This window comes from Pseudomonas sp. zbq_18, from assembly GCF_043102245.1.
Classification (GTDB): Bacteria; Pseudomonadota; Gammaproteobacteria; order Pseudomonadales; family Pseudomonadaceae; genus Aquipseudomonas.
Genome location: NZ_JBICIT010000008.1, coordinates 183,145 through 195,353, shown reverse-complemented (window position 1 = coordinate 195,353; position 12,209 = coordinate 183,145). Strand labels below are relative to the sequence as shown.

The 12,209-nt window shown below is 61.8% G+C and carries 12 protein-coding genes; 7 read left to right on the top strand and 5 right to left on the bottom strand.

Annotated elements, in window-relative coordinates:
* Positions 1 to 15: 15 nt before the first annotated feature.
* Positions 16 to 756, top strand: a complete 741-nt coding sequence (locus tag ACF8C6_RS06325; protein ID WP_277688849.1) for a flagellar brake protein — start codon at positions 16 to 18, stop codon at positions 754 to 756.
* 32 nt (positions 757 to 788) lie between these two features.
* On the opposite strand, the gene ACF8C6_RS06320 is transcribed toward ACF8C6_RS06325, so the two are convergent.
* From ACF8C6_RS06320 to ACF8C6_RS06310, 3 genes are all read right to left on the bottom strand, one after another.
* Positions 789 to 2,030, bottom strand: coding sequence for a glutamine synthetase family protein (locus tag ACF8C6_RS06320; RefSeq protein WP_392498692.1), 1,242 nt, complete (start codon positions 2,028 to 2,030; stop codon positions 789 to 791).
* Between the two features lie 225 nt (positions 2,031 to 2,255).
* The gene (locus ACF8C6_RS06315) at positions 2,256 to 2,492 is read right to left on the bottom strand and encodes a glutaredoxin family protein (RefSeq protein WP_277688850.1); all 237 of its coding nucleotides are present in this window, start codon (positions 2,490 to 2,492) and stop codon (positions 2,256 to 2,258) included.
* Positions 2,493 to 2,538: 46 nt separating this feature from the next.
* A complete protein-coding gene (locus ACF8C6_RS06310) occupies positions 2,539 to 3,540 on the bottom strand; it encodes a DUF5610 domain-containing protein (protein ID WP_392498498.1) in 1,002 nt (333 codons plus the stop codon).
* A gap of 287 nt (positions 3,541 to 3,827) precedes the next feature.
* On the opposite strand from ACF8C6_RS06310, the gene ACF8C6_RS06305 reads away from it, so the two are divergent.
* Complete coding sequence (locus ACF8C6_RS06305) at positions 3,828 to 5,786, top strand: cation:proton antiporter (RefSeq protein ID WP_392498497.1); 1,959 nt, start codon at positions 3,828 to 3,830, stop codon at positions 5,784 to 5,786.
* Here the strand turns inward: ACF8C6_RS06305 and ACF8C6_RS06300 are convergent, their stop codons facing one another.
* On the bottom strand, positions 5,787 to 6,344 hold the full coding sequence (locus ACF8C6_RS06300) for a TetR/AcrR family transcriptional regulator (RefSeq protein ID WP_392498496.1): 558 nt from the start codon (positions 6,342 to 6,344) through the stop codon (positions 5,787 to 5,789).
* A gap of 126 nt (positions 6,345 to 6,470) precedes the next feature.
* Here ACF8C6_RS06300 and ACF8C6_RS06295 point away from each other — a divergent pair, with 126 nt between their 5' ends.
* The 4 genes from ACF8C6_RS06295 (at position 6,471) to ACF8C6_RS06280 (ending at position 10,228) form a co-directional block, all read left to right on the top strand.
* Positions 6,471 to 7,067 carry a glutathione S-transferase family protein gene (locus ACF8C6_RS06295; protein ID WP_392498495.1) on the top strand — a complete coding sequence of 199 codons (597 nt, stop codon included), beginning with the start codon at positions 6,471 to 6,473 and terminating at the stop codon, positions 7,065 to 7,067.
* Positions 7,068 to 7,077: 10 nt separating this feature from the next.
* The gene (locus ACF8C6_RS06290; RefSeq protein WP_392498494.1) at positions 7,078 to 7,986 is read left to right on the top strand and encodes a pyridoxamine 5'-phosphate oxidase family protein; all 909 of its coding nucleotides are present in this window, start codon (positions 7,078 to 7,080) and stop codon (positions 7,984 to 7,986) included.
* A gap of 2 nt (positions 7,987 to 7,988) precedes the next feature.
* Positions 7,989 to 8,843, top strand: a complete 855-nt coding sequence (locus ACF8C6_RS06285) for an MBL fold metallo-hydrolase (RefSeq protein ID WP_392498493.1) — start codon at positions 7,989 to 7,991, stop codon at positions 8,841 to 8,843.
* A gap of 113 nt (positions 8,844 to 8,956) precedes the next feature.
* Entirely contained in the window at positions 8,957 to 10,228 is a 1,272-nt protein-coding gene (locus ACF8C6_RS06280) for an OprD family porin (RefSeq protein WP_392498492.1), read from the top strand.
* A 61-nt stretch (positions 10,229 to 10,289) separates the two neighbouring features.
* Here the strand turns inward: ACF8C6_RS06280 and ACF8C6_RS06275 are convergent, their stop codons facing one another.
* Entirely contained in the window at positions 10,290 to 11,498 is a 1,209-nt protein-coding gene (locus ACF8C6_RS06275; protein ID WP_392498491.1) for an ammonium transporter, read from the bottom strand.
* Between the two features lie 346 nt (positions 11,499 to 11,844).
* On the opposite strand from ACF8C6_RS06275, the gene ACF8C6_RS06270 reads away from it, so the two are divergent.
* Positions 11,845 to 12,207: a YqjD family protein gene (locus ACF8C6_RS06270; RefSeq protein ID WP_392498490.1), complete on the top strand. Its 363-nt coding sequence runs from the start codon at positions 11,845 to 11,847 to the stop codon at positions 12,205 to 12,207.
* The last annotated feature ends 2 nt before the right edge of the window (positions 12,208 to 12,209 follow it).

The following is a 12,209-nucleotide window of genomic DNA, read 5'->3' as shown; positions in this document are numbered from 1 at the left end:
GGAGACTTCCGGACCGTGTCCAACCCATTTCAAGAGGAAGATGGCCCACAGCCGCCCAAGGTTCTAACCGCACCCTTGGAAATCTTCGCCAACCTGCGCCTGTTGCAACAGAGCAGAGACCCGCTGCTGATTACATTCAAGGATCGTAATCAACGCTTTCAAACCTATCTGGTAGAGGTCAATCGCGAACGCGGCCTGATCGCTCTGGACGAAATGATGCCCAGCGATGGCGAGCGCTACCTGCAAAATGACGAGCCCTTCCGCGTCGAGGGTTTCCATGATGGCGTGCGCATCGCCTGGGATTGCGAAGACCCGGTGAGCATCGGTGAGCTTGGTGGTGCACGCTGCTACTGGGGGCACATGCCCGAGCGGGTTATCTACCACCAGCGTCGCAACGCTTTCCGCGCCACGCTAGGCGCAGGCCAGCCGGTGACAGTCGAGCTATCGGGGAACCGCCTTACGCCAGCACTCAGCGGCCACCTGTTGGACATTTCTGCCACGGGCTGCCGCCTGCGTTTTGCTGGCAATGTCAGCGGCCGCCTGCAGGCTGGTCAGGTCTATGAGCGCTTTAGCGCCCAGTTGCCTATCGGGCCATTGACCACCGCCGTGGAAATGCGCCACGCCCACTACGATGAGAAGGTCGACGTGACCTTCGTAGGCCTGCGCTTCCACCGCATGAACGGCCTGGAGCAACGTCACGTCGAACGCTACGTGTACCAGCTACAACGTGAAGCCAGACGCGACGATCCGTTATGACCAAGAAGCCACCGCAAGGTGGCTTCTTCATCTCAGGCCTGACTACCCAGAACCCGCCGCTCCCAGGGCGTGATTTCGTCCAGATAGCTCATCAACTCCATTTCCTTGACCGCGCAGTAGCCCTGGATGAACTCCTCGCCAAACCACTGGCGAGCCAGCGTACTACTGCGCAAACGCTGCAATGCCGCGTGCAAGGTACAGGGCAGGCTGAGTTCATCTGGTACGGCAAAATCCCCCTGAATGGCGGCAGAGGGCGGCAGCTCGTTCAACAGGCCATGCAGACCTGCGGCCAGGCTGGCCGCAATGGCCAGGTAGGGGTTTGCATCGGCACCCGGCAGGCGATTTTCAACCCGCCTGGCCGCAGGCCCGCTGGCCGGAATACGTAGACCTGCAGCACGGTTGTCATGCGACCAGCAGGCATTGTTCGGCGAAGCATAGGGATGGCAAAGACGCTGGTAGGAATTCACATGCGGGGCGAATAGCAACGTGAAGTCGGCGAGAGCCGCTTGCTGACCGCCCAGGAAGTGGAAGAACGCTGGCGAAGCCTCACCATCGGCGGCCGTAAAGATATTGCGCCCACTGCCCTGCTCTACCACGCTCTGGTGGATATGCATGGAGCTACCTGCCGTATGCGGCAGCGGCTTGGCCATGCAAACCACGGCCAGACCATGCTTGAGACCAATTTCCTTGAGCATGTGTTTGAACAGGAAGGTCTGATCGGCGACCAGCAGTGGATCAGCATGCAGCAGATTGATTTCGAACTGGCTGACGCCCATTTCGTGCATGAAGGTATCGCGCGGCAAACCCAGCGCCTCCATGCACTTGTAGACTTCGCTGAAGAACGGTCGCAGACCATTACCCGAAGAGACGCTGAACGCCGAGCAGCCACTTTCGCGGCTGCCATCCAACCCCAACGGTGGGCGAAATGGCTGTTGCGGATCCTGCGGACGTTCGAAGACGAAAAACTCCAGTTCGGTCGCCACAACGGGCTGCCAGCCTCGCTCGGCATAAGCACTCACCACACGCTTGAGCAGCCCTCGAGTCGACAGCCCGGAGCTGCGGCCATCGAGCTCATCGGCATCGCAGATCGCCAAGGCCCGGCGCGGCTCGCTCCAGGGCAAAATGAAGACGCGTTCATCCGTCGTGGTCAGCGCCAGGTCACCATCGTCGCTGCCGTAGAACCGTGACTCGGGATAGCCCCCCATGATGCACTGCAACAATACGCCACGCGCCAGTTGCAGGCGCCGCCCTTCGAGAAAGCCCGCGGCAGTCATCACCTTGCCCCGCGGCACGCCATTGAGGTCGGCGGTGACACATTCGACTTCATCTATTCCGATCAGGCGCTCGGCTAGCGTACTGCGGCCGTCATTGCTCATTGAATTTTTATCCTTGTTAGCGCGTATGCCGCAGCGCGGCGATCCGTACAAAATACGCATCGGCCGTTCGAAATATCAAGCAGGCAGAGAAGGCTATTGAAAAGACAGAAGAAAACCGCAGGCTCAGCGCAGGAAAGCCACTACTTGATCGGCGTCAAAGGGCCAACCGAGCTCGGCTCCAGTGTCGCAACGACGCAGCACGGGAATACGCAAACCGTACTGCTCGACCCAATCCTCACGCTCGGCAATATCCACCAACTCGACCAGCAGGCCGTGCTCGACGAAGGGCATAAGCAGCGACTCCGCCACCTCGCAGAGGTGGCAGCCCAGGGTTCCATAGAGTTGGCATTCCGGCAGCATCACAAGGGTCTCAGGCTAAACGTAGAGACGCAGTCTAACACCGGCCTTATTCAACAGCCGGCAGCAACCCCTGCAGGCCGTCGAGCAGACGCTGGTTAAGCTTCTGGGCCTTGTCCAGCATGTCTTCGCTAAAGCGCTCGTCCAGAGCAAAACCACTCTCCAACAGTTGCTCCAGCATGCCTTTGCCATCTTCGGCCACGGCGTCTGCGCTGCGCAGGGCAGCCAGCAGGCCACGGGCATAGTCCACCAGGCTTTCGTTGACTGCACTGGCGGCCTGACCGCCCTGCTGGGCGACAGTACTGTATGCATCGGTAGCCTGGCGCACCGTGGTCTGGGTCAGGCGCAGGGACATCGAGGCCAACTGAGAAGCATCCATGTCCAGTTGCAGGGCACGATCGAAAGCGCCCGCCAGATCACCGGCATAGAACTGATCGGACAGCTCGCGCACCTGGCCGAACAGATCTTCCAACGCCGCACGCTCTTCTGCGTCCAGCTCACCTTCGACCTGGACCTGGAAACCACCGATCTGCAGGCTGCCGGAGGAACGGGAGGAAGCCGCCAGCGTGGTGCTGCCGTCACTGGCAACGACAGCACTGCTCTGCGACCAACTGGCCGAAGCGGCAGCCACCGAAATACGCAGGCGATCACCGTCGCGTGTCGTTACCTGCAAATCGAAGGTTTCCGCGCGTGCGGCAACACGCTCGCTATAAGCTGCCGCAGAAAGGAGACCGGACTCAGCAGCCTGAGGCTGACCACCGTAGCTACGCTCCAGCCCCTGAAGACCTTTCTGGATCTTGTCATAGGTGGTGTTGATATCATCCGCCACCTTGCCCTTGAGCACGCCCATGCCGTCGAGGATCTTGCGTGCCTCGGCAAAACCCTTTTCCACCCCCTGATGAGCCTGCACCAGCAGGCTTTCCAGCCTGGCCGAGTCCGCACCGGAGGCAGCCTCACTCTGCAGGCGCTGCTCGATAAAACCCAGAACCCGGTCCGCAACCTTGTCAGGAGTGAAGTCCTCGCCCTTGCCATTCAGTGTGCCCGGCTCCATGCCAAGCCGCTCCGTCAGGCGGTTGGCCAACGTATTCTGCGCGTCCGCCAGGGTACGAGCGACGGGCGAATTCGTCGGCAACGCGGAGCGAGAGAGTGATGGGGTTAGAGAGGCCAGTGGGTTCATAGCGGCATACCTGAGCAGGACATCAACCCGATTGACGGCCTTCGGCCGAAAAACTTGAGCCTGGCCTGACCAACGGCCATCTTTGCCAATAGCAATTGCCCAGGATCATGGACGATCACCCTCAGGTTAGGCATGCTCGCCCTGGCCTCAGGAGAAAGCCCTTGTTCACCGACCTGCTGATCATCCTCGCCTGTTCCCTGCTGATCATTGCCCTGTTCCGGCGCCTAAGCCTGCCCGCCGTCCTGGGTTATCTGTGTGTCGGTCTGCTGGTCGGGCCCGCAGCGTTGGACTGGATCAGCTCCAGCAAAGACCTGCCCCACCTCGCCGAGCTGGGCGTAGTGTTCCTGTTGTTCACCCTGGGCCTGGAATTTTCCCTGCCGCGTATGCTTGCCCTGCGTAACACGGTATTCGGCCTGGGCAGCGCGCAAGTCGCACTGTGTGGCGCGGCGCTGGGCGGTGCCCTGTGGTTGAGCGGCATCGCGCCAACAACCGCAGCTCTGCTGGGCCTGGGGTTGGCCTTGTCATCCACCGCCATCGTCGGCAAGGAACTGGTCAGCCTCGGCGAGGTGTTCAGCGACCATGGGCAGAACGCCATGGGCGTATTGCTGCTGCAGGACCTGGTCGCCGTCATGCTGCTGACGCTGGTACCCACGCTGGCCGGCGGCAACGAAGCCCCTTGGTACTGGAGCATTCCATGGACACTGGGCAAAGCCCTGCTGCTGTTTTTCGGTTTGTTGCTCGCCAGTCGCTGGCTGCTGCCCAAGCTCTTCCATGAGGTGGCTCAGGCCCACTCGGCAGAGCTGTTCGTCATGCTCGCCCTGGTCATTGTCCTGCTCACCGCCTGGTTGACGCACCTGCTCGGTCTGTCCATGGCCCTCGGCGCCTTTCTCGCCGGCATGCTGCTGGGGGAAAGCCACTATCGCCACCAGATCGAAGCGGACATCCGCCCCTTTCGCGACATCCTGCTCGGCCTGTTCTTCGTCAGCGTCGGCATGCTGATCGACCTACGCCTGTTTGCCGAACAAGGCCTGAACATTGCCCTGATCACTCTGCTGCTGTTGAGCATCAAGGGTGGTCTGGTCGCCTTGATCGTACGCCTGCGCGGCGACTCGGGTGAAACCGCCTGGCGCACGGGCCTGGCACTCGCGCAGGCTGGCGAATTCTTCTTCGCCCTGGTCGCCCTGATGCGTCAGCACGCGCTGCTGGACCCACAGGTTGCCGGCCTGTTACTGGCCGCGGCCTTCTGCTCCATGGCCCTGACACCACTGCTGCTGCGCGCTGCCCCACGGCTGGCGGCACACCTGCGACGCGCGCCGAGCGCCGAAAGCCAACTGGAAGAAATCAGTAGCCGCAGCGCCGAGTTGCATGACCATACGGTGATCTGTGGCTACGGCCGCGTCGGCCAGTCCATAGGCCGTTTCCTGCAACGTGAAGGGCAAGCATTTATCGCCCTGGATGACGACCCCGTTCGTGTCGAAGAGGCCAGTGCCGGTGAGAACAACGTGCATTTCGGCGACTCGCGTCGTCGCGATCTGCTGATTGCCGTCGGTATCGCCCGTGCTCGCCTGCTGGTGATAGCCGTGGACAAGACCGATATCGCCCTGGCGATCATCACCGAAGCACGCCAGCAATGTCCGCAGCTGCAGATCCTGGTGCGCACCCGCGATGACAGCCGCCTGGCTGAACTGCAGGCCGCCGGCGCCAACGAGGTGGTACCGGAGTTACTGGAGTCCAGCCTGATGCTGGCCTCCCATGCACTGGTCATGCTCGGCATCCCGCAGAGCCAGGTGCAGGCTCATCTGGATGAAGTGCGCAGCAACCGCTATCGCCTGCTGCATGGTTTCTATCATGGCGCCCAGGCCAACCTGCTCAGCGCCCAGGGCCAGGAGCGGCGCCTGCTGCATGCGGTCAATCTGCCGGATGAGGCACATGCCTGCGGCCACTGTGCCAACGAGCTGGGCCTGGAAGAGCTGGGTCTGGAAATCCAGGCAGTACGCCGCGACGGTATCGATCTACCGCTGGAAGGCCGGCCAGCCCTGCATCCCGGCGATACGGTGCTGCTCTCCGGGCCGCTACAGGCCATCGAAGCCGGTGAAGCTCGCCTGCTGAGTGGAGACTGATCAGGCGCCCGCGGCCTCCAGCAGCACATTGGCCGCCGCCCTGGCTTGCAGGGCCTGATCACCAGGCCCCTGAATGTGGGCCATGCTCAGCGCTCCTTCGAGCAGAAACTGCAACTGCGCCGCCAGTGCCTGCGCCTGGGCAACGCCCAGCGCCTGCAACAACTCGCGAAAGTGTTCGGCAAATGCGGCCTTGAAGGCAGCCGTCTGGCGATGGATCGGGTGATCGTGCTCATGAAACTCGGCGGCGGCATTGATGAAACTGCAGCCGCAGAAGTCGTCCTGATGAATCCATTCATGCAGGCCATCGAAACTCTTCAGTAAGGCCTCTCGCGGCGGCAAGGCAGCACGGAGCTGGCGCAGGCCCTCCAGCGTCGCCTGACCGCGCTGCTCCAGCACCGCCAGGATCAGTTCGTCCTTGGAGCGGAAGTGCTTGTATAGCGTCATCTTGGCAACCCCGGATTCCGCCAGGATCCGGTCGATGCCCGTGGCGTGGTAGCCCTCACGGGCAAACAGGCCCTGGGCCGTACTGATCAGTTGTTCGCGCTTGCTCGATGCCATCTAGCCCTCCCTCTGCGGCGCATTATGCGTGGGCCGGCAGCCGACACTCCAGTTTGAATGTCGCGCTTGAAATATACAGACCTGTCTGTCTAGTATCCATTCACCTACTCCAGCGAGGCATGCGCCATGCAACTTCATGACTTCACCCTCTCCGGCAACTGCTACAAGATCCGCCTGTTCCTCTCCCTGCTGCGACTCGAAGCGCAGCTGTTGCCGGTCGATCTGCAAGGCGGCGCACAAAAGAGCGCCGCGTTTCTCGCCCTCAATCCGCGCGGCCAGGTTCCGGTGCTGGTGGATCAAGGCCAGGTGCTGTTCGACTCCCAGGCGATCCTGGTCTACCTGGCCTGCCGCTATGCCGACGCCAGCTGGTATCCGCGCGACGCTCTGAGCCAGGCACGCATCAGTAGCTGGTTGAGCTTCGCCGCCAATGAAGCCGCCAAGGGCCCTGGGCAGGCACGCCTGCACGTACTGTTCCGCTTCCCCGGTGATCTCCAGCGAGCCCAGGAAACTGCCAGACAGGTGTTGGCGCTGCTCGACGACCATCTGGCACAACACGACTGGCTGGCCGAAGGTGCTACACCAACCATCGCCGATCTGGCGGTCTACCCCTATGTCGCCCTGGCCGGCGATGGCGGCGTCGACCTGGCGCCCTATGCCAACCTCGCCGCCTGGTTCGCCCGCATCCGCGCCCTACCCGGCTATACCGGCATGCCCGGTCTCTGAGGCAAACACCGTGACCAGCCCCTTTCATCCCGGCGAACAGCAGATCCAGCAGCGCCTGGGCGTACGCGACAAACTGGAAGCGATAGGCCAGCGGGTGATCCGTGACCACATGCCAGAGCAGCACCGCGAGTTCTTCGCCACCCTGCCCTGGCTGCTGGTCGGCAGCCTCGATGCTGAGGGTCAGCCACACGCCTCCGTGGTATGGGGCGAGGCCGGCTTCCTGCATTCCCCACACCCTCAACGTCTGGACATCAATGTCCAGCCCGAGGCAGACGACCCGCTCGCGGCCAATTGGCGGGAAGGTGCCAGCCTCGGCCTGCTCGGTATCGAACTGCCGACCAGGCGCCGCAACCGCCTGAATGGCCACATCACAGCCCTGCACAAGGACAGTTCTGCCATCGCGGTGCGCGAATCGTTCGGCAACTGCCCCAAGTACATCCAGCGGCGCCATTGGCAGCATCTGCATCGCCAGCCCGGGCCGCTGTACCAGGGCGAAGGACTGGACACACGCTGGCTGCCACTGGCGCTGGCCAGCGACACCCTGTTTATCGCCAGCCGCCATGCGCAAGACGTGGATATCTCCCACCGAGGCGGTCCTCCAGGCTTCGTTCACCTCGGCCCGGACGGACGCCTCTGGCTCCCGGACTACAGCGGCAACCTGATGTTCAACACGCTGGGCAATCTGCTGCTGGAACCACGCTGCGCGTTGCTGTGGATCGACTTCACCAACGGCGACCTGCTGCATCTGGAGGCCAAGGCCGAACTGGTCTGGCCCGAGCATTACCCGCAACCCGCCGCGCCGGGCGCCGAACGCCAGCTCGCACTGACGCCAGGGCGCTGGCGTTTGCGCAAAAATCGTCTGCCCCTGACCTTTGGCCCGGCTGAGCCTTCCCCCTACCTGCCCGTGCAAGGAAGCTGAATATGCGCGTACTTCTCTTCATCCTGTTGGTCCTGAGCACCAGCATTCAGGCCGCCGGCCTGCGCTTCGCCCTGGTCAAGACCGCAGAAACCGAAACCCTCGATGCCTTTACCGTGCAAGGCGGCTCGTGGACGGACAAGGCGATCGCCAACCATATCGCCATACTGATCGAGCATCACGCCGCCACCCTGCTGCTGGACACTTCCCTGGGGCGCCAGGTCGATAGGCAGTTCGAGTCCGAGATGCCCTGGTACGACAAGCCGCTGCTGCGCTACGGCAAGGTCACCCCGGTACGCGACCAGCTCGACCGTGACGGCATCCGCGTCGACCGCATACTGCTGAGTCACAGCCACTGGGATCATGCCTCCGGCTTGGCTGACTTTGCCGAAGTGCCGGTCTGGGCCCCCTACGAGGAAATCGAGTTCAGCCGCATCGCCACTCCACCGGCCGTGCTGCCCAGCCAGTTCAAACATGCCATCCGCTGGGTACCCTTCACCTTCGACGCCGGGCCCTTCATGGGCTTCGAGCGCAGCCTCGACCTGTTCGGTGACGCCAGCCTGGTGCTGGTACCGCTGCACGGCCATACCCCGGGCTCGCTGGGCCTGTTCCTGACGCTGGACGATGGGCGGCGCTTCTTCTTTACCGGTGATGCGAGCTGGCGCCTGGAAGGTTTCAGCGGGCCGAAGGAAAAGTTCTGGATCAGCCGCAACATGGTCGACAACGACCGCGGTGCGACACGTCAGCAACTGGAAAACGTTCATGCATTGATGCAACAGGAACCCGAACTGCGTGTAATACCGGCACACGACGAAGCGGTACAACGTGCAATCGGCTACTACCCTCACTGGGTGCAATGAGCCAAGGTCTAGACCAAAGTCTAGAAGCGCCAGGCCTTGAGCCATGTTTTAGTCACAAAGCTGCAACCAGACCGCCCACCGGTCTGCCACTAACAGCCGAGGAAACTATAACAATGAGCAAGTCCCCTATCGCCCGGGGCGTGGCACTCGCCGCGCTGGGCACCAGCCTCACCCTGCCCACCCTCAGCCAGGCCGCCTTCATCGAAGACAGCAAAGCCAGCGTGGAACTGCGCAACTTCTACATGAACCGTGACTTCCGCCAGGAAACCGCGACCAAGAGCAAGGCAGAGGAATGGGCTCAAGGCTTCCTGCTGCGTTTCGAGTCCGGCTACACCGAAGGCACTGTCGGCTTCGGCGTGGATGCTATCGGCACCCTGGGCCTGAAACTGGACTCCAGCCCCGACCGCACCGGCACCGGCCTGCTGCCCACCGGCGACAGCGGCAAGGCTGCGGATGACTACAGCGAGTTTGGCGCCACCGCCAAGGCCAAGATCTCCAACAGCACGCTGAAGATCGGCACCCTGATGCCGAAGCTGCCGGCCATCGCCGCCAACGACTCGCGCCTGCTGCCGCAAACCTTCCAGGGTGGCTGGCTGAATTCCCAGGAAATCTCCGGCCTGACCTTCGATGCCGGCCAGATCAATCGGGTCAATAACCGCGACTCCTCCAACAACCAGACCATGGTGCTCAATGGCGGCACCGCGGCCCCAGGCTCGCGCGGCTTTGCCCTGGCCAATGGCGACAGCGACGAATTCAATTTCGCCGGCCTGAGCTACAAGTGGAACGACCAGCTCACCACCGGTTACAACTACGGTGGCCTGGAAGACCTGTACAAGCAGCACATCGTCAGCCTGGTACATGTGCTGCCGATTGCCGACAAGCAGAGCTTCAAGACCGATCTGCGCTTCGCCCGCTCCACCGACGATGGCGACACCAACGTCGACAACAAGGCCTACGGCGCCATGTTCACCTACGCCCTGAGCGGCCACTCCTTCGGCCTCGGCTACCAGCAGATGGATGGCGACACCGGCTACGCCTACATCGGCGGGACCGACCCCTTCCTGGTCAACTACGTACAAATCGGCGACTTCGCCAACAAGGATGAGAAGTCCTGGCAAGCCCGCTACGACTTCAACTTCGCTTCCGTCGGTATCCCCGGCCTGACCTTCATGACCCGCTACATCTCCGGCGACAACATCGACCTTGGTGTTGGAGCCTCCGAAGGCAAGGAATGGGAACGCAACACCGACATCGCCTACGTCTTCCAGGAAGGTCCGCTGAAGAACCTGGGCGTACGGTGGCGCAACGCCACGACCCGCACCAACTTCACCAACGACCTGGACGAGAACCGCCTGATCGTCAGCTACACCCTGTCGCTCTGGTAACCTCAGGCGCGTGAAACAAAGAACCCGCCACGTGGCGGGTTCTTTTTTGCTCGTTTCTCGATCAGTCCTGACTGTTGGCGCCGATCTTGTGAATCGACAGGTCGGCACCGTAGTACTCCTGCTCCTGGCTCAAACGGATACCCGTTCCCACCTTCAGCAAGCCATACACCAGGAAGCCACCCGCCAGCGCCACCAGCACACCCAGGGCCGTACCGATCAACTGGCTGACCAGGCTGACCCCGCCCAGGCCACCCAGAGCCTCCAGACCAAAAATTCCGCAGGCTATACCGCCCCATACCCCACACAGACCGTGCAACGGCCAAACGCCGAGCACATCGTCGATCTTCCATTTCACCTGGGTGGCAGTGAATGCCCAGACGAACAGGGCACCGGCGATAGCGCCGGTCGCCAGAGCGCCGAGCGGGTGCATCAGGTCGGAGCCCGCGCACACTGCCACCAGGCCGGCCAACGGGCCATTGTGCAGGAAGCCCGGGTCGTTACGGCCGACCAGCAGCGCGGCGACAGTGCCGCCGACCATGGCCATCAGCGAGTTGACCGCCACCAGGCCACTGATACTGCCCAACGTCTGCGCGCTCATCACGTTGAAGCCGAACCAGCCAATGATCAGGATCCACGAGCCCAGGGCCAGGAACGGAATGTTGGAAGGCGCGAACGCCACCAGACGACCATCGCGGTAACGGCCATCACGGCGCCCCAGCAACACCACCGCCCCGAAGGCCAGCCAGCCGCCCACCGCATGCACGACCACCGAGCCGGCAAAGTCATGGAAGGCCGCACCGAACTGCTCGGTCAGCCAGGCCTGCAGACCGAAGTTGCCATTCCAGATCAGGCCTTCGAAGAAGGGGTAAACAAAAGCCACGATCAGCAGCGTGGCGCACAGCTGCGGGCCAAACTTGGCGCGCTCGGCGATCCCGCCGGAAATGATCGCCGGAATGGCTGCAGCGAAGGTCAGCAGGAAGAAGAACTTGACCAGGGCATAGCCATTACCCTCGGTCAGTACCGCCGCCGGCTCGAAAAAGGTCACGCCATAAGCTACCCAGTAGCCGACGAAGAAGTAGGCCAACGCCGAAACGGCAAAGTCCGAGAGAATCTTCGACAGGGCATTGACCTGGTTCTTGTGCCGTACCGTGCCCACTTCAAGAAAGGCAAAGCCGGCATGCATGGCCAGCACCATGATGGCGCCCATCAGAATGAACAGAGTGTTTGAGCCGTGAATCAAGGTCTCCACGGCACTATTGATATTTTCCATCGAGTCATTCCCCCAACAGGACGAGCACCATAAATGCCCACAACCACCCCGCCACGCACCAAACAGGAACAATCAAGGCCAGCTCAACACTGCCAACATGTCCCAATAAAGAGCGCATAAGAGATCGAAAAAGCATCAAGGTATTTTTTAGTCTTTATTTTCAGTGAGATATGAGGGATCGAAGTAGACCGCCACGAGATCGAAAGCCCCAATATCGACCACCCAAAACACAACGCGCACCATCAAATAGCAAAAGGCGTACCACTGCGGGGCATGAAAAAATCTGAACCTTGCACCCGAGGCCGGCATCGAACCTGATGAATCCACTGCCACGCAGGAGAGCACCATGACCACCTCTGCCAAGAGCAAGAGCAACAGTGCACAGGACAAGGACGCACAGCGCCGCCAGCTACGCGAGGCCCAGAACGCCCTCTCCGCAGAATTCCAGAGCCTGATCGGCGATACGGAAAGCCTGCTGAAACAGACCTCCGAAGTGGCCGGCATCCAGGTTCAGGAACTGCGCGCACGCATCAGTGACAACCTCGACCGCGCCAAGGACATGCTCAAGAACACCGAGCAGAGCCTTGAAGCCCAGGGTCGAATTGCCGTCGAGAAAACCGAGGAATACGTCCAGCAACACCCCTGGCAGACCATAGGTATCGCAGCCGGCGTGGGCTTTCTGCTCGGCCTGCTGGCTAGCCGTCGATAGGC